General features: G+C 67.8%; 13 protein-coding genes and 1 pseudogene. All 14 read left to right on the top strand.

Features of this window, described 5'->3' with window-relative positions; genetic code table 11:
* The 14 genes and pseudogenes from LQF09_RS08420 to LQF09_RS08355 all read left to right on the top strand — a co-directional run bounded on the left by LQF09_RS08420 (position 1) and on the right by LQF09_RS08355 (position 17,120).
* Positions 1–957, top strand: coding sequence for a helix-turn-helix domain-containing protein (locus tag LQF09_RS08420; protein ID WP_270069665.1), 957 nt, complete (start codon positions 1–3; stop codon positions 955–957).
* 286 nt (positions 958–1,243) lie between these two features.
* Positions 1,244–1,813, top strand: coding sequence for a hypothetical protein (locus LQF09_RS08415; protein ID WP_270069664.1), 570 nt, complete (start codon positions 1,244–1,246; stop codon positions 1,811–1,813).
* 9 nt (positions 1,814–1,822) lie between these two features.
* Complete coding sequence (locus LQF09_RS08410) at positions 1,823–2,035, top strand: helix-turn-helix domain-containing protein (protein ID WP_270069663.1); 213 nt, start codon at positions 1,823–1,825, stop codon at positions 2,033–2,035.
* Between the two features lie 860 nt (positions 2,036–2,895).
* Positions 2,896–3,690 (top strand): AraC family transcriptional regulator, encoded by a 795-nt coding sequence (locus LQF09_RS08405; protein WP_270069662.1) that lies wholly within the window; start codon positions 2,896–2,898, stop codon positions 3,688–3,690.
* 86 nt (positions 3,691–3,776) lie between these two features.
* Positions 3,777–4,415, top strand: coding sequence for a LysE family translocator (locus tag LQF09_RS08400; protein WP_270069661.1), 639 nt, complete (start codon positions 3,777–3,779; stop codon positions 4,413–4,415).
* A 91-nt stretch (positions 4,416–4,506) separates the two neighbouring features.
* A pseudogene (locus LQF09_RS08395) lies at positions 4,507–6,087 on the top strand (helicase-related protein); the annotation flags it as partial.
* Positions 6,088–6,664: 577 nt separating this feature from the next.
* Entirely contained in the window at positions 6,665–7,669 is a 1,005-nt protein-coding gene (sbnA, locus tag LQF09_RS08390; protein ID WP_002939336.1) for a 2,3-diaminopropionate biosynthesis protein SbnA, read from the top strand.
* A complete protein-coding gene (sbnB, locus tag LQF09_RS08385) occupies positions 7,666–8,691 on the top strand; it encodes a 2,3-diaminopropionate biosynthesis protein SbnB (RefSeq protein WP_270069660.1) in 1,026 nt (341 codons plus the stop codon). Before sbnA ends, sbnB begins: the two co-directional genes overlap by 4 nt.
* Positions 8,692–8,705: 14 nt before the next feature.
* Positions 8,706–10,448, top strand: coding sequence for an IucA/IucC family protein (locus LQF09_RS08380; protein WP_270069867.1), 1,743 nt, complete (start codon positions 8,706–8,708; stop codon positions 10,446–10,448).
* Between the two features lie 3 nt (positions 10,449–10,451).
* A complete protein-coding gene (locus LQF09_RS08375) occupies positions 10,452–11,657 on the top strand; it encodes an MFS transporter (protein WP_270069659.1) in 1,206 nt (401 codons plus the stop codon).
* A 13-nt stretch (positions 11,658–11,670) separates the two neighbouring features.
* Positions 11,671–13,398, top strand: a complete 1,728-nt coding sequence (locus tag LQF09_RS08370) for an IucA/IucC family protein (RefSeq protein ID WP_270069658.1) — start codon at positions 11,671–11,673, stop codon at positions 13,396–13,398.
* 4 nt (positions 13,399–13,402) lie between these two features.
* Entirely contained in the window at positions 13,403–15,181 is a 1,779-nt protein-coding gene (locus tag LQF09_RS08365) for an IucA/IucC family protein (RefSeq protein WP_270069657.1), read from the top strand.
* The gene (locus LQF09_RS08360) at positions 15,181–15,942 is read left to right on the top strand and encodes an HpcH/HpaI aldolase family protein (RefSeq protein ID WP_270069656.1); all 762 of its coding nucleotides are present in this window, start codon (positions 15,181–15,183) and stop codon (positions 15,940–15,942) included. The genes LQF09_RS08365 and LQF09_RS08360 overlap by 1 nt, the downstream gene beginning before the upstream one ends.
* Entirely contained in the window at positions 15,939–17,120 is a 1,182-nt protein-coding gene (locus LQF09_RS08355) for a type III PLP-dependent enzyme (RefSeq protein WP_270069655.1), read from the top strand. Before LQF09_RS08360 ends, LQF09_RS08355 begins: the two co-directional genes overlap by 4 nt.
* The last annotated feature ends 21 nt before the right edge of the window (positions 17,121–17,141 follow it).

Here is a 17,141-nt window from a genome sequence, read left to right as displayed (position 1 = left end):
ATGACTGATTTCGTACGCGCGACGGGTGCGGCCGGGCCCGCGGTCCAGGGGGCAAACGCAACGCACGTGGCGTTGCCCGACCGCTTCGGCGATTGCTGGATCGAGCGAACCGCGCTCGACGATGGGCTGACCGTGGTGCACTCGCACTACCGCCCCACGCGCGAACTGGCCGAAGAGACCGTCCAGGCGGGCAGCAGTCCGACACTGGTCATCACCCTGGGTCTGGCGGGTGAGTCCGGCTTCGTGGCGCGGGAAGGAACCCGCCTGCGCTTCCGGGCCGGGCATACAACACTTACCGCTTTCAACGAGAGTCGCGGCGAGCGGCGTTTCAATGCGGACGGAGCGGTACGCCAACTGCGCCTGGTGCTCACCGGAACGGCGCTGTCGCGCTACCTTGGAGAGGCGGCTGTGGCGCGTCTGGCCCGCCGTTCGGGCGTGCGCATCCTCGGCGAGCACGCGACGCCGCCCTGGTGTCGCGCCTTGCTGCGCCCCCTGCTCGCCTCCGAAGCGACGCCGCTGGATCGGCACATCGCCGCGCTGACCCTCGCGGCCGAGTATCTGCGCCCGCTCATGCCGACCGGCGCGTCCGCCGCGCCGTCATCCACGCATCTCGGCGCCGACGACATCGACAAGCTCCAGCGCGCCCGCGACCTGATGCGAAGCCACATGGACCGTGCATTGACAATTGCGTATCTCAGCACCACCGTGGGCATGAACGAGTGCAAGTTCAAACAGGGCTTTCGCGAACTGTTCGGCGCCCCACCCCATCGATTCCTGCTGGAGTTGCGCATGCGGCGCGCGTGGACGCTACTGGAGTCCGGATCGCGGGTGGCACAGGCCGCCTACGCGGTCGGTTACGAGCACCCCGCCAGTTTCAGCGCGGCATTTGCGCGGTATTTCGGGCGAACGCCGAAGTCGGTGTCTGGCGGTCTCAACCATGGCACCGATCCGATTTGACTGCCGGCTCACGAGCAGCGCGGAGGCATCGTCTGCCGCCCCCAGACGGAGTTGATCTGGCGGGCGTCTCCTCTACTTCTCCGTCGGGACGGCAAGCTCGTACGGTCACATCATCGATACCCCGTTTCATTCTTCCTATGTCGTGGTGCACCACGCCCTGCCAAGCCACTGCTCCTGCTCCTGCTCCTGCAGAGTACAAATATGATATTGCTTAATCCAAAGCAATATCATATTTTCGTAAAACATTAATTTTTTACCTATATAGATGAATACACAATCAAATACGATGCGCCTTCCCGACGAACAGTCGGATGCGCCGCGTACCGATCTCGATCGCCGCATGCAACGTCTCGGCGGCCGACTTGCCATACTCGCCCGCGCGTTGATCGCGCTGGTCGTCCTTGTCCCGTTGTTGCGCTGGTGGTGGCCTCACGGGCGAGATCTGCTGCCGGCGGTCCTTGGCGGAAGCGTAGACATGGCCGCACTTGGCTGGTCTCAGCGCGTAACCGGCAGTGCCATAGACTGCGCCATCGCGGCGCTGGGTGTCGCAGCACTGCTGACGCTCGGACGCCTGGGCGATCTATTCCGGTGCGGCGCCTATTTATCTGGCCAGGCCGCGACCCTGATGGGCTTGCTGGGACGCCAGCTGCTCTGGCTGGCCGGTGCCCAGATCGCCTACGCACCACTGATGAGCCTCGGCGTGACGCTGCTCAACCCACCCGGCCAGCGCATGCTGACGGTGACAGTGACCGGCACGGAAGCGATGTTGCTGATCGGTGCGCTGGTGACGCTTCTGTTTGCGCGCATCACCGAAGAGGCAGTACGCATCGCCGACGAAAACGCGCAGATCATTTAGGGAGGCGGCATGGCCATCGTCGTCAACCTAGACGTGATGCTGGCACGCCGCAAGATGCGCTCCAAGGCACTTGCGGAAGCAATCGGCATCACGGAGCAGAATCTGTCGCTGCTCAAGAGCGGCAAGGTAAAGGGGATCCGCTTCTCGAGCTTGGAAGCGATCTGCCGCCATCTCGACTGCCAGCCGGGTGACTTGCTCGAATATGTTCCGGACCAGGAGTGATCGAGGCACCGACTCAACCCGTCGCGAAGCGCGTCATCGCGCTACTACGCGCCGAACGGCGGCGGGCGGCCGCCTGTCTGCTTCTCTCCGTGCTCACCCATGTCGTGCTGCTTGCCCGGACGCCTCTTCCCGGGGGGCGTACGCCTGTCACGGTAGAGAAGTTGCGGGCGCCAATTACGCTACGCCTCGTTCCCGCCGCAGCATCCGCCCTGCCGCCTGCGGCCACGGCGCCTGTCGGCGCCGGCGACTCCTCACCAACCGCGACGACCCGGTCCGCCACCACAGAACCCGAGCACATGCCGGCCGTCATCCCCTTGCCACCGCGCCAGGACACGCCTATGCGTCCCCCTCACCGTCCCACGACGGTCTCCCCGCCTCAAGCTCCTCGCGACAACCTCGCCCGGCCAGCCGCGTCCCAAGCCCGCCCGACTGGCCGACCGCGTATCGACCTCGACGCGGCACGCGCGTTTGCCCGGCAATCCGGTACCGCGCCCGATCCACGACCGTCAACACGCAATCTGGCGCCCATGCCGACGGATGCACCCACCGCCCGCGACCGCGTCGATGCTGCGATCGCTCGCGCGACTGCAGCGCACGAGCAAGCCGAACACCGAGCCGCGGATGGCAGTTGGATGATCGAGACGGACAAGCTGCTTTGCCGGGTCACACCGGGCATGCGCCGCCCTCCGGCGCTTGAGGGCACGCCCTATACGACGCTGTGTAGCATGCGCTGAGGCGCCAGTACCGTGGGACGTCGCAATGTTGTCCCCAGCCTCCGACCCGAAGTCTCTATCAGGCGCGAGCATCAAATGTACCTTCATTCGCCATCAGGCCAAGCACAGCGCAACAGTCCAGCCCCGGTGTTCTGGCGCGACCCGGCCCTGCCTTTCGTCGAGAGTCGCCGCGCCTGCCACAGCCGGGCCTGCTACAGGCCGCACCATCACCCGACCTTCTCCATCGGCGCGGTCGATTGCGGCACCAGCGTTTTCACCGGCGCCGCTGATGGTCCGATCGCGCTGCACGCTGGCACACTCGTATTCGTGCCCGCGACACGTGTGCATGCCTGCAACCCGACACCGGGCACAGCCTGGAGCTACCAGATGCTGCATCTGGACACTGCCTGGCTCGCGGCCATCCGACAGGAATATGCCGGCACCGCCCCAACGAAAACCGAGTCGATACGCATCGTGACCGACCGCGCGAGCCACCTTCGCTTCTGTCGGCTCAATGCCTTGCTGTTCTCTCACGCCCCTCCGCACGACAAGGAAGCCGCGCTGATCGAGTTCATCGGCGATTGCGACGCAGAGCAGGGCATGCGCGTCGAGATACCCTGCGTTCCGTCGCACCTTGCCGAGCAAATCCGGCCGGCGTTGGACTGCTTGCTCGCGACCCCTTCCACCCACATTGCCCTCCACGAGTTGGCGTACCTGACCAGCATGAGCCGCTACCAGGTGATCCGCGCCTTCCGTACCGTCACCGGCATGACGCCGCACGCCTGGCAAATGAATCAGCGCGTCAACCTCGCCAGGGAGCGGATCAGGGAAGGAGACGGCTTTTCGGACGTAGCCTACCACCTGGGCTTCTCCGACCAGGCACACTTCCAGCGGGTATTCAAGGCCCATGTGGGCACCACGCCCGGCCGATTTCGCGGATAGCCCCGGTCTACCGGGCTGCAATTTCGTTCAATACAAGGCGGCCCGTGCCCGGCACACTGCGCGAAAATTCCCCGTGCGTGCCTCGAATGGAACAGTTCCTGATCATCGCCGCAGCGCATTTCCTGGCGCTGCTCTCCCCGGGCCCGGATTTCTTTCTGATCACCCGAACCTCTCTATCGGCTGGCTGGCGGGTGGCAAGCGGAGCATGCGTAGGCATCGCAATGGCCAATGGGGTATTCATTGTCACGGCGTTCGTCAGCACAGCCGCATTGCGCCCCGACAGCGCGCTGTTCATCGCCCTGCAAGCGGCCGGTTGCGTCTATCTGCTTTACCTCGGGGTGCTGTTCGTTCGCCATGCCGGACACAGCGAACTGGATGTGTCGACCGGCCATCGAGTCGCCCATCCAGACCGCCCGGTCGTTGCATGGCACCGCGCGGCCAGCATGGGATTCCTATCCGGCATACTCAACCCGAAGAACGCGCTGTTCTATGGCACCCTGGCCGGGATGCTTGCCGGCCCATATGCCAGCACGGGCTGGAAGGTGGTCTATGGCGCCTGGATGTTCAGCGCAGTGCTGCTCTGGGATGTTCTCGTAGCCATCATGGTCGGCAACCAGATCGTATTGCGGCGCTTTGCGCGGGCACTACCCTGGCTGGAACGCCTATCCGGGGTCGTGCTGATCGTGTTGGCATTGGGTTTCATCGCGGCACTTTCGCTTCGCTGAGCAGCATCGGCACGTAATCGCCCACAGGAGCATGAAGTGGATCGGCGCGCTGGCCTCGCATTTTTCTCCATGCTCAGCTGGACTGCTGCACCGCCGCAAGAGCAGCCACTGCGCCGCACCGCTGTGGTCGTTGATTCGTCCCAGAGGCCTGTCCGCCAGCGACCAGTCCTCGACCGTGCTCAAGGCACTGAAGCGTATTCCAACCATTGGCGAAGTCACCGCGCAGAAGCTGATGCAGCAGTTCGGTGACGCCTTCCTCGCGTCGATGCTCGGGGACAACATCCACGAGTTCATCAACCTGATGGATGGCAACGGCGAGCCGGTCTTCTCGGACCGGCAAGCCCATCGCATGGAACGTGCGATGGCCAACATGGAGTTCGGCTTCGGCGAGGGCGGCTACCAGCCGTCCGAGTTCATCAAGAGGCAGCTTCCCCAAGGCACGTTCGACCTGCTCATCGCCGACGAGGCACACGAGTACAAGAACGGCGGCTCCGCACAGGGCCAGGCCATGGGGGTGTTGGCGGCCAAGGCGCACAAGACGCTATTGCTCACCGGCACACTGATGGGCGGCTACGGCGACGACCTGTTCCACCTGCTGTTCCGAGCCCTGCCGGGGCGGATGATCGAAGACGGCTACCGGCCGACGAAGAGCGGCAGCATGACCTCGGCCGCGATGGCGTTCATGCGCGATCACGGCGTGCTCAAGGACATCTATTCCGAGAGCACGGGCACGGCGCACAAGACGGCCAAGGGCACCAAGGTATCGGTGCGTACGGTCAAGGCGCCGGGTTTCGGTCCAAAGGGCGTGCTGCGTTGCGTCCTGCCGTTCACGGTCTTCCTCAAGCTGAAGGACATCGGTGGCAACGTGCTGCCGCCCTACGACGAGGCGTTCCGCGAAGTCGCGATGGACACGGCGCAAGCCGCGGCCTACCGCGATCTGGCGGGTCGGCTGACCCAGGAGCTGAAGCAGGCCCTGGCGAAGCGCGACACGACGCTGCTCGGTGTGGTCCTCAACGTGCTGCTGGCCTGGCCGGACTGCTGCTTCCGGTCGGAAACCGTGGTGCATCCGCGCACGCGCAACACCTTGGCGTTCGTTCCGGCTCAGTTCAACGAGCTGGAGGTGATGTCCAAGGAACGCGAGCTGATCGAAATCTGCAAGCAGGAGAAGGCAGAAGGGCGCAAGACCCTGGTCTATTCGGTCTACACCGGCACGCGCGACACCACGTCGCGTTTGAAGGTGCTGCTAGAGCAGGAAGGCTTCAAGGTGGCGGTGTTGCGCGCAAGCGTGGATGCCTCCTGCCGGGAAGACTGGATCGCCGAGCAGCTGGACCGCGGCATCGACGTGCTCATAACCAATCCCGAGCTGGTGAAAACCGGCCTGGACCTGCTGGAGTTCCCGACCATCGTGTTCCTCCAGTCCGGCTACAACGTGTATTCGCTGCAGCAGGCCGCCCGGCGCTCATGGCGCATCGGCCAGAAGCAGCCGGTGCGCGTGGTCTACCTCGGCTACGCCAATTCCTCGCAGATGACCTGCCTGGGGTTGATGGCCAAGAAGATCATGGTCTCGCAGAGCACGTCGGGCGACGTGCCTGAATCGGGACTGGATGTCCTGAACCAGGATGGCGATTCGGTGGAGGTGGAGGTGGCGCTGGCGCGGCAGCTGGTGCATTGAGCGTTGCTGGACTTGGCGGCCCCTCCGGGGGCCGCTGCTTTTCAGCGAAGCCGGCGCTCTTCCCGTTCCTTGTCCCGAAGTTCTCGATCCAGCAGCGGGTAGTAGATAACATCGGGAGGAGGGACCGAGAAACAGCAGGGGTGACCGTCGTGGCGCCGTTTTCGGCCCATGGGGCACGGTATGCCGCCCCGGCAGCAAATGCATTTCTAATCGTTACTCGGGCTGATTGCATAAACGCGAATGATTATCATATACTGCGTCGTGCGGGGGGCAATCAGTGCCACCTGTGCGAGAAGCCGGCCGCTCGTGTTTCTGTGACAGGCTGGCCGATCGGTTCGCAGCCGCGCCGCGGCGGTCCGGTCACTCGAATTTTCCGTCAGCCAGCCAAGCCTCCCCAGGCCAAGCCAGCCAGTCCTCAACGGCTCAACTTGGCGGGAGACTTTATGCCATCAGATTCTCTTGCAGCACATCGTGCGCCGCGCGTAACGGCGCCCGCTTGTCCGCTTCATGCGTTCCGGCCGGCCGGACTGCCGAGGTACGTCCTCATCGCAGCCTCGATGGCGGGGAGGGACGCGCGATGATCCTCGACAGCATCCTCGACGGGGTAGGGGGGACTCCCATCGTCCGTCTCTCCCGGCTGTTCCGTGACTCCCCGTGCGAGGTCATGGCGAAGATGGAACTGTGCAACCCCGGCGGCAGCGTCAAGGATCGCCCGGCGCGGTACATCGTCGAGCGCGGACTCGCCGACGGCAGCATTCCGTGCGATGCCCACGTTGTCGAGAGCTCCTCGGGCAACCTGGCGATTGCGCTGGCCATGGTGTGCAGGCTGCGCGGACTTCGCTTCACCGCGGTGGTGGACCCGAAGATCTCGCCGACCAATCTCCGCATCATCCGCTGCTACGGCGGCAACATCGAGCAGGTCACCGAGAAGGATCGCCAGGGCGGCTACCTGGAGACCCGCATCGAATGCGTCAAGCAGATGCTGCGCGAGCGGCCGGGCACGGTATGGATCAACCAGTACGCCAACGAGCGCAACTGGCAGAGCCACTACCACGGCGAGGGCGAGGAGATCCTGCGCGATCTGGATCGGCCGGTGGACTACCTGGTGCTGGGGGTCAGCACTTCCGGCACCTTGCACGGCATCGCCCGGCGACTGCGCGAGGCGTGGCCGCAGCTGAAGGTCGTGGCGGTCGACGCCGCCGGGTCGGTGCTGTTCGGTGCGCCCCCCTACCCACGGGAGCTGCCCGGGATCGGCGCCAGTCGGGTGCCGGAGCTCTTGCGGCGCGACGAGATCGGCGACGTCATCCATGTCGACGATTACGAGTCGGCGCTCGCCTGCCGCGAGCTGGTCAAGCACGAAGGCATCTTCGCCGGCGGCTCGTCGGGCTCGGTGATCGCCGCGATCCAGCGCCTCTGCGCCCGCCTGCCCCATTCCGCCCGCATTCTCACCATCCTCCCGGACCGCGGCGAGCGGTATCTCGACACGGTTTACAACGACGAGTGGCTGTCGCGCATGAGAGACCGCCACCTCGAGCACAACCCCGAAACCTCCCTCAACTCGACCATTGGACAAGCCGCATGACAAACACCACGAGCTCCCCGGGCCTGCTCTACCTCAGCCGCAGCGACCTGATCGAACTGGGCGGCGGCCATTCGCAGCCCTATGTCGACGCCATCGCGGAAGGCCTCGCCACTCATGCTCGCGGCGCCTACGTGCAGCCGCTCAAGCCCTATCTGCGCTGGCCGGGCGCCGACCACATCGCCGACCGCATCATCGCCATGCCATGCTATCTGGGCGGCGAGGATCCGATCGCGGGCCTCAAGTGGATCGGCAGCCGCCAGCACAATCCGGCCCGCTTCGGCCTCGAGCGCGCCAGCGCGGTGGTGGTGCTGAACGACGCCCAGACCAATTACCCGATCGCGATCATGGAAGGCGGCTTGATCAGCGGCATGCGCACCGCCGCGATCACCGCCGTCGCCACCCGGCATCTCGCGCGCAGCGGCTTCACCGACGTCGCCTGCATCGGCTGCGGCCCGATCGCGCGCATGCAGATGCAGACCCTGCTCGAGCAGTTCCCGTCGATCGAACGGCTCCATCTGTTCGATCTTTCGCCGTCCGCCGCCGACGCACTGTCGCGCACCTTCAAGGAAAGCTTCCCCAGGGTCGCCATGCTGCGCGCCCCTTCGGCCGAAGCCGCGGTGCGCGAGTGCGACGTGGTCGTCACCTGCACCGTGGCCGACTCGCCTTACCTCACCTTCGACTGGCTCAAGGCCGGCGCCTTCGTCAGCAACGTTTCCATCATGGACGTGCACAAGGACGCCTACGAGAAGGCCGACAAGGTCGTGGTGGACGATTGGGATCAGTCCAACCGCGAAAAGAAGATCATCAACCAGCTCGTGCTGGAAGGGCGCTTCAGCCGCGAGCGCCTGCACGCCGAGCTCGGCGAGATCGTCATCGGCGAGCGGCCGGGCCGCGAGCGCGACGACGAGATCATCCTCCTCAATCCAATGGGCATGGCGCTCGACGACCTCGTCTGCGCGCGGCATTTCTACCGGCTGGCCGAGGCGCAGGGCGTCGGCACCCTCTTGCCGCTGTTCGGCTGAGGCACGTGTCGAAGATGTCGTCTCACGCCTATGAGCGCGGCCTCCTCCAGGATCTCTTCGATGCGCTTTGGCTGGAGGATCTCTACGGCTTCCGCAGCCATTGCCGCTTTTACTCGCCGAGCGAAGACGAAGCAGTCCTGGAAGTGTATCTGAGCGCGGGCCGGGCGCTGCGCTGGCACGGCCGCCATGCCGGCGGCCTGCGCCCGTTCCGGGTTTCGGATCGCGGCGTCGCCTCGCCGGGCGCGACCCGATCCGCCCGGCTCGCCGCCGTCGAGGTTGCCGAAACCCTACAGACCGCCGACTGGTGGAAGGAGTCGACCGGCCGCCTCGCCCGCTTCCTCCGCCTGGCCAGCGACCAGGCCGAGCTCGCCGCGGCGCACGAGCCCGGCATTCTGGCAAGGCTCGCCGCCGCCCCGGACGAGCTGCTCTCGTGGGAAGCGTTGAGTTGCCTGAAGGACCGCCCTTTTCACCCCCTGGCGCGGGCCAAGGACTGGGGCGAGAGCGACGGCTCGGCCTATGGCCCCGAGGCGGCGGCGTCCATCCCGCTGCAATGGGTGGCCGTGCCGCGGGGCCAGGTGCGCGGCACGGCCGCCCCCGGTCAGCCCGTCGCGGAAGCGCTGCTCGACCGTGTGCAGCATGATCGGCTCGCCACCACCGCCCATGCGTTCGGCGCCAAAGGTGATGCCTGGTTGTGGATGCCGGTGCACCCCTGGCAGCGGGCGCACCTCGAACGGAGCGCGTCGCCCACGCTCGCCGACTGCATCGACCTTGGAACCGGGCCAGGGGCGGCGACTCCCACCGCCTCGCTGCGCTCGCTCGCCGTCGTCGGCCGACCGGGCACGCACCTCAAGCTTGCGCTCTCGGTCAATGCCCTGGGTGCAGTCCGAACCCTGCCGCCGCGCTACCTGCACAACGCGACGCTCGCCGGCGCCTGCCTCGAGAATCTGCGCGAGCGGGACGAGTGGCTGGCGTCACATCTGCTGCTGTGCGACGAGAGCCACTGGTGGGCGCTGCGCCAAAGGGACGCGCTCGAAGCCGAACCGGGTGAGCTCGCCTGCCTGGTTCGCCGCTACCCCTCACTGCCCGACGCCCGGCTGATTCCGATGGCGGCCCTGCCGGTGTTCACGGCCGACGGCGCGCTGCCTGCGTTCGACCAACTCCTCGGCCCCGCCCCCGAGGAACACGATGCCTGGGCGCTGTTCGCCGACGTGGCCGGCGCCTTGCTGGAGCTGGGCTTACGCTGCCTCGCCTACGGCGTCATACCCGAGCTGCACGGGCAGAACGTGGTGCTCGCATTCCGCGGCCGGAGGATCGCTGCGCTCGTCCTGCGCGACCACGACACCCTGCGCATCTGCCCGCCGTTGATGGACACGCAGGGGGTGGCGGTGCCGGACTACGTCATCCACCGCAGCACCCCCAACACCCTGGAACTGGCCACGCCACGCGAGCTGCTCGCCTACCTGCAGACCCTCGCCATCGAGGTGAACCTCTACGCCGTTATCGCCGCCCTGGCTGAGCGCTACGGCCGGGACGAGGCGCACGGCTGGCGGATCCTCCGCGGGGCCCTGGAAGCCTGCCTGGCGCGCGTGCCGCTGCCGGAGGCGATCGCCGCATCGACCAAAAGCCTGTTGCTGGACGAACAGGGCTGGCCCTTCAAGCAGGTACTGGCGCCGTTGCTCGGCCGCGCCAGCTTCGGCACCGGCATGCCCAGCGCCATGGGGCGCCTGGACAACCCGCTTCTTCCCGGCCGGTGCTGAGCGATGGCTGCCATGCCGCTGCCTTCGCGCAATCTCGGGCTGCTGCTGGCCTGCCAGGCGGTGACGACGCTCGGCTTGATGGTGCTGGTGCCCATCATGCCGCTCTACGTGGCGACACTGAGCGGGGTCGATGCCGTCGGCGCCGCGCGCTGGAGCAGCCTGGCGCTGGCCGCACCGGCGGTGGGCACCTTGTGTTTCGCCCCCGCGGTCGGCAGGTGGTGCGACCGCTTTGGCTATCGCCCCATGCTGCTCGCCTCGTTGGCGGTGTTCATCGCCAGCATGCTGCAGATGGCGCTGAGCCCCGGTGTCTACGGCTTCATGCTAGGCCGCCTGCTGCAAGGCTTCAGCACCATCGGCGTGGTTCTCACCGCCTTCATCGGTCAAGCGAGCGCGGAAACCTCACGTGGACGCGCGCTGGGTCTGCAGGAGAGCGCGATCGCCTGCGGCTGCCTGGCCGGTCCGGTGCTGGGCGGCGTAATGCTTGACTACTGGTCGCTGGAGCCGCTGCTGACCACTACGGCGGTCGCGACCGGCATCGCCGGCCTGTTGCTGTGGAGCCAGGTCAGCGAGCCCGCCAAAACCCCGCCCGCGGCCGACGCGCCGCCGTTCGCCGGGCTGCGCAGCGTGCTTGACGACGCCGAGCTGCGCAATTGGATGCTCGCCGCGTGCCTGGCTCAGGCCGCCGCCTTCGCGCTGGTCAACGTGTTCGCGCTCTACGTCGCCGCGCGCTTCCCCGCCACCGAGGCCATCGCCAGCAAGACCGGGCTGCTGCATGCGCTGGGCTGGCTCGCCGCCATGCTCGCGGCGCCGCTGTGGGGCCATCTGAACGACCGTGGCGCCCCCAGGCGCCACTTCATCCTGGCCGCCCTCGGCTGCGCGCTGTCCATCGGCCTGCTGACGGTGGTCGACGCGATGTGGCTGGTCGCCTTTCTGCGCATCGTTCAAGGCGCCTGCTACGCGGCCCTGGCGCAATCGATGCTGCTCGCCTGCAGCCGGCAATTGCCGGCCTCGGCCTACGGCCACCTGACCGGACTGAGCAGGAGCTTCATGGTCCTCGGCCAATTGCTCGGCCCGCTCCTGGTCATGCTGCTGATGCCCACGCTCGCACCGGCAAACCTGCTGTGGGCGGTGGCGGCCCTGTTCCTCGCCACCGGCCTCCTGGCCTGCGGCGGTCGCCACGCCGCCCTCGCCAGTCGTATGAAAAGTTAAAGGAAGGATCGGAATGTCCTCACGCTTGCTGCAACTTCCCCCGGTGGAACGCCGCCTGGTGGAGCAGTACTTCAACACCTATTGCCGCGAGACCGGTCGTGGCGACCCGCGTCTCGCGCCCGGCGAGGCGGGCCCGGCCGACTTGCGTTCGCAGTTCGAGGAGTGGCGGGCCGCCGGGCTGATGCCGTTTCTGCTGCCGTTCGACCGCACCGGGTCCTGCCTGGCCGGCGCCCTGAGCTACTTCTCGCCGATCGGCTACCACCGCCTGGCGCCATTCGCCTTGATCGGCGGCGGCGACGTCTGGCAGCCGCTGGCCGAGGCGACCCCGCTCGCCGACCTCATCGCCGCCGCCCTCGCCGCTGCACGGCGCCATCCCGCCGACGTTGCAGAGCGCTGCCGCGCGCGTCTGCAGAGCTTGATGCGCAACAGCCTGGATCACGTGCGCCGCTTCCACCAGCCCGCCCCCGAGGCGCCGCGTCCGCCCTTCGCCGCCGCGGAGCAGGCGCTGCGCTTCGGCCACATCTTCCACGTCACCTCCAAGGCGTTCGAGGGTTTCGGCGAGCAGGACCTGCAGAGCTACGCGCCGGAGCTGGGCGCCTCCTTCCGCCTGCACTACTTCGCGGTGACCGCCAACCTGATCGAGGCGCAGACGGCGAACGGAGACGTCCCGCCGCTCGACCAGGAGGCGGCGCGCGCCGCGGAGCAGTGGCTCGCGGGCGGAGACTACCGGCTGCTGCCCTGCCATCCGTGGCAGGCCGAATACCTGCTCGGCCTGCCCGAAATCGACGCGCTGAAGCAGAACGGCGCGCTCGTCCCCCTCGGCCCGCTCGGCGAGGTGGTGTGGCCCACCTCGTCGGTCCGCACGGTCTGGCTGCCGCGCCGCAACCTCTTCCTCAAGTTGTCGCTGAACATCCGCATCACCAACTTCGTGCGCAACAACCCGCCGGAACAGGTCGAGCGCGCGCTCGACGCCAGCCGGGCGCTGTCGCTGCTGCCGCAGGTGCTCGAATCGGCCGCTTTCCGCGTCCTTCCCGAGCTCGCCAGCCAAACCCTGAGGCTTCCCGACGAGGCGCTGCGCGCCGCCTGCGCCGTGGTGTACCGGCAAGCGATGCCGGCCGACGAGGCAGAGCACGTGCGGGTGCTGGCCGCGGTGCTGGAAGAGCCGGCCGAGGGCGAGGGCGAGATTCCCCTGCTCGTGCTGCTGCGGCAAGCGGCAGGGGAGTGCGTGCTCGACGAGGCCCTGGTGCGCGCGTGGTGGGCGCGCTACCTCGAGGTCACCCTGCTGCCCTTGCTGCGGCTGTTTTCCGAATACGGCATCAGCCTCGAAGCGCATCTGCAGAACGCCATGGTCGCCTTTCGCGACGGCTGGCCGGCGCGCGGCTACGCACGCGACATGGAGGGCACCAGCATCAGCCGAAAGCGCTTCCCCCGGCTCGACCGCATCAAGCCAGACAGTCCGGCGCTGTACTCGGAAGAGCAGGCCTGGCACCGCTTCCAGTACTACGTGGTGGTCAACCACATCGCCCACGCGATCGCCTGCCTGGGGCGGACCGGTCTCGTCACCGAGGCAGTGCTGTGGCGGGACACCGCCGCGCGCCTCACGGCGAGCGGCGATCCGCTGGCGCTGCAGCTCACCGCGCAGCCCACCCTGCCGGCCAAGGCCAATTTGCTGAGCAGCTTCGATCAACAGGGAGAACGGCCGAGCTGGGTCGACATTCCCAACCCCATGCTTCAAAGGTAATCCCATGCGACCCGCCGACTACCAAGACCTGATCGCCAGTCCCGCCTACCGCCAAGCGAGCCGGCGCGTGCTGCGCCAGCTCGTCGAAGCGCTGCTGTTCGAGCACGCCCTGCCGCACTGCGAGTGGCAGGGCGACGCGCTCACCGTTCCCGGCCGCGGTGCCGACGGCGTCCCCGTCAACTACCGTTGCCGGGCGCAGCGCACCTTCAGTTTCGGCCGCGTGCGCCTCACCTCCACCTTGTTGCGCGAACCCGACGGCGGCTCCGCCGAGGAGGCCGCCGACCCGGCGCTGTTCCTCGCCGAGATCGTCCCCTGGCTCGAAGCTGACGAGGGCCGCCTCAAGCAGTTCGCCGCCGAACTGCTCGCGACCCAGATCAAGGATGCCCAGACCCTGCATGCGCGCGGCGGCAGGATCCTGCGCGATGCCGACTACGACACCGTGGAAGCGCGGCTCACCGACGGCCATCCCTATCACCCGAGCTACAAGTCGCGCCTCGGCTTCACCCTGGACGACAACGCCGCCTATGCGCCGGAAATGGCCGCCGTGGTGAGGCCGCTGCTGATCGCAGTGCCCCGCGAGCGCTGCCGCTGGGCGGTCAGTCCCACCCGGGACGGCGCGGGCGTGGCGCACGCGCTGCTGGACGATGCCGACCGGCAAGGCTTTCGCGACGCGCTCGCCCGCCGCGGCGCGCGCCCCGAGGACTACCTGCCCCTGCCGGTCCATCCCTGGCAATGGGAGGAGGTGATCCTGCCCGCCTGCCACCAAGAGCTCGCGCGCGGCGAGCTGGTGGTGATCGGCGAGATGGCGCAGCGCTACCTGCCGCAGCAGTCGATCCGCACCCTGTGCAACGTCGACGCGCCCCGGCAGCTCTCGCTCAAGCTCGCGATGAACCTCGTCAACACCTCGACCTCGCGCGTGCTGGCGCCGCACACCGTGGTGAACGCCCCGGTCATCAGCGACTGGCTGCAACGGCTGGTGACGGAGCGCACGGACTGGCCCGAACCGCTGGCGCGCCCGGTGATCCTGCGCGAGGTCGCCGGCGTGAGCTGCACCTCGTCGGCCCCGGTGCAGGGACTCTACGGTGCCATGTCGTGCATCTGGCGCGAGAGCGTGCACAGCCACCTGCGGCCGGGCGAGGCCGCCGTGCCGATGACCGCGGTGATGCACGTGGACGCCGACGGGCGGCCCTTCGTCGACACCTGGGTGAAGCGATACGGCGCGGAAAGCTGGCTGCAGCGCCTGGTCGAGCGGGCCTGGCTGCCGGTGCTGCACCTGCTGTGGCAGCACGGCACGGCGCTGGAGTCGCACGCGCAGAACATGATCCTGCTGCACGAGGACGGCCTGCCCGCGCGCGTGGCGCTCAAGGACTTCCACGACGGCGTGCGCTTCTGCCGCGAGTTGCTGTCCGCGCCTCCGCCGGCGCTCACCGCCCCGCCCGCCGAGCACGCCCGCGTCAACCCGAACTCCTTCATCGAGGCCGCCGACGCCGACGAGTTGCGCGACTTCACCTTCGATGCGCTGTTCTTCGTCAGCCTGGCGGAGCTCGCGTGGGTGTTCGCGCGCTTCTACGACATCGCGGAGGAGCGCTTCTGGCAGATCACCCGCGAGGTGCTGCGCGCCCACGAGGAGCGGCATCCGCAGTGGGCGGCACGCTACGCCCTGTTCGACTGCCTGGCCGACGAGGTCGCTATCGAGATGCTGGCCAGCCGGCGCTTCCAGCCGGAGATCCGCCTGCGCACGCGGCTCGCCCCCAACCCGCTGGCGCAGGCCGGGGAGCGGTGATGAGCCTCAAGTCGCGCCTGCAGGGTAGCGAGCCGGTCTGCGGCCTGTTCTGCTCCACCCCCGCCCCGCTGACCGTGGAGCTGATCGCGGCCGCCGGCTACGATTTCGTCATCGTCGACCTCGAGCACACCCTGATCGGCGGCGAAACCCTCGCCGCTATGCTGCTCGCCGCGCGGGCGAGCAGCATAGCGGCGCTGGTCCGGGTTGCCGCCCCGCATCAGGTACTGCAGGTGCTGGATGCCGGCGCCGAGGGCATCGTCTTTCCCCGCATCCGCTCGGCCGAGGCCGCGCGCGAGGCGGTGCGTCTGAGCCACTTCGCCCCGGCCGGCGAGCGCGGGCTCAACGCCACCTGGCACAGCCGCTACGGGCGCGACGACCTCGTCACGGTGCTTGATGGCGTACGAGACCAGACTGTGGTGGTAGCGATGATCGAGGACCGCGACGGCCTCGAGCAGGCCGAGGCCATCGCCGCGGTGGAGGGCGTTGACGTCCTGCTGGAGGGCGCAGCGGATCTCTCGCAGTCGTTCGGCCTGCCCTGGCAGACCCGCGATCCCGAGGTGCGCGCAGCGGTTGCGCGCATCCATAACGCCGCGCGCCGGCACGGCAAGACGTTCTGTGCGTTGCCGCGTGCCCCCGAAGACTTCCACGCCTGGCGCTGGGACGCTGTGCGCATGTTCGTCCTCGGCGACGACCGCGGCATCGCCCGCCGCGCGATGGTAAGCCACCTCGCCCAGCATCGTATTCAGGACTCCGCACAATGAACCTGCAAGCCTTGCATCAGTACCTGCATGGGCGCACCGAACCCGTGTGCGCCTACCTCTACGACCTCGCCCATCTGCGCCGGCACGTGCAGGGGCTGCGCCGCAGCCTGCCCGACCAATGTCAGCTGTTCTATGCCATCAAGGCGAACAGCGACGCCCCGATCCTGCAGGCGCTGCTCGGCCATACCGACGGCTTCGAAGTGGCATCCCTGGGTGAGATCGAGCGCGTGCGCGCGGTGGACGGCGGCATGCCCATCGCCTTCGGCGGTCCCGGCAAGACCGACGCCGAGTTGGAAGGCGCGCTCGCGCACGAGGTCGCGCTGATCCACGTCGAAAGCGAGCATCAACTGCGGCGCCTGGACTGGATCGCGCGCCGCCGCGGGCGGGTTGCGGACATCCTGCTGCGCGTCAATCCCGAGCACGTACCGCAGCAGGCCGCGCTGCGCATGGGTGGGCAGGCGACCCAGTTCGGCATCGAGGAGGCACGGATTCCAGACCTGATCGAGCTCGCCCGGACCTTGCCGGGCGTCCGCCTGCGCGGGTTCCATATCCATGCCATCTCCAACAATCTGGATGCGCAGGCGCACCTCGCCCTGCTCGAGCACTACTTCGATCTGGCCGAAGCCTGGCACCAGCGCCACTGCCTCACCATCGACTGGCTCAACGTCGGCGGCGGCATCGGCGTGAACTACGCCGACCCGAGCGCGTCCTTCGCCTGGGAAGGCTTCTGTGCCGGCCTCAGCGCCCTCATCGCGGCGCGCCGGCCGGCGTGCCGCATCGTCTTCGAATGCGGGCGCTTCCTCACCGCCGACTGCGGCTACTACCTCACCGAGGTCACCGACATCAAGACCGCCCGCGGCCGCCACTTCGCCATCCTGCGCGGCGGCTCCCACCACTTTCGCCTGCCCGTGTCGTGGCAGCACGATCATCCCTTCGTCGTCCTGCCGCGCGATGTCTGGCCCTATCCCTTCGCGCGTCCGGCCGTGCACGGCGCCACGGTCACGCTGTGCGGCGAACTGTGCACGCCCAAGGACATCCTCGCGCGCGACGTCCCCGTCGAGCGCCTGCGCGCCGGCGACTGCATCGCCTTCCTGCTGGCCGGCGCCTACGGCTGGCACATCTCCCACCACGACTTCCTGAGCCACCCGCATCCGGAACGCGTGTTCGTGGACGGCTGATCCCTCGGGCGTCGTTTTCGA

This window comes from Thauera sp. WB-2 (assembly GCF_027594845.1).
Lineage (GTDB): Bacteria > Pseudomonadota > Gammaproteobacteria > Burkholderiales > Rhodocyclaceae > Thauera > Thauera mechernichensis.
Note: the sequence above shows the minus strand (reverse complement) of the source record. Positions and strands in the feature narration are given on the sequence as shown.

Bases quoted from the DNA above. Each gene is read 5' to 3' on its own strand.
- LQF09_RS08420 (WP_270069665.1), top strand. From the start codon at position 1: ATGACTGATTTCGTACGCGCGACGGGTGCGGCCGGGCCCGCGGTCCAG.
- LQF09_RS08415 (WP_270069664.1), top strand. From the start codon at position 1,244: ATGCGCCTTCCCGACGAACAGTCGGATGCGCCGCGTACCGATCTCGAT.
- LQF09_RS08410 (WP_270069663.1), top strand. From the start codon at position 1,823: ATGGCCATCGTCGTCAACCTAGACGTGATGCTGGCACGCCGCAAGATG.
- LQF09_RS08400 (WP_270069661.1), top strand. From the start codon at position 3,777: ATGGAACAGTTCCTGATCATCGCCGCAGCGCATTTCCTGGCGCTGCTC.
- sbnA (WP_002939336.1), top strand. From the start codon at position 6,665: ATGATCCTCGACAGCATCCTCGACGGGGTAGGGGGGACTCCCATCGTC.
- sbnB (WP_270069660.1), top strand. From the start codon at position 7,666: ATGACAAACACCACGAGCTCCCCGGGCCTGCTCTACCTCAGCCGCAGC.
- LQF09_RS08380 (WP_270069867.1), top strand. From the start codon at position 8,706: ATGTCGTCTCACGCCTATGAGCGCGGCCTCCTCCAGGATCTCTTCGAT.
- LQF09_RS08375 (WP_270069659.1), top strand. From the start codon at position 10,452: ATGGCTGCCATGCCGCTGCCTTCGCGCAATCTCGGGCTGCTGCTGGCC.
- LQF09_RS08370 (WP_270069658.1), top strand. From the start codon at position 11,671: ATGTCCTCACGCTTGCTGCAACTTCCCCCGGTGGAACGCCGCCTGGTG.
- LQF09_RS08365 (WP_270069657.1), top strand. From the start codon at position 13,403: ATGCGACCCGCCGACTACCAAGACCTGATCGCCAGTCCCGCCTACCGC.
- LQF09_RS08360 (WP_270069656.1), top strand. From the start codon at position 15,181: ATGAGCCTCAAGTCGCGCCTGCAGGGTAGCGAGCCGGTCTGCGGCCTG.
- LQF09_RS08355 (WP_270069655.1), top strand. From the start codon at position 15,939: ATGAACCTGCAAGCCTTGCATCAGTACCTGCATGGGCGCACCGAACCC.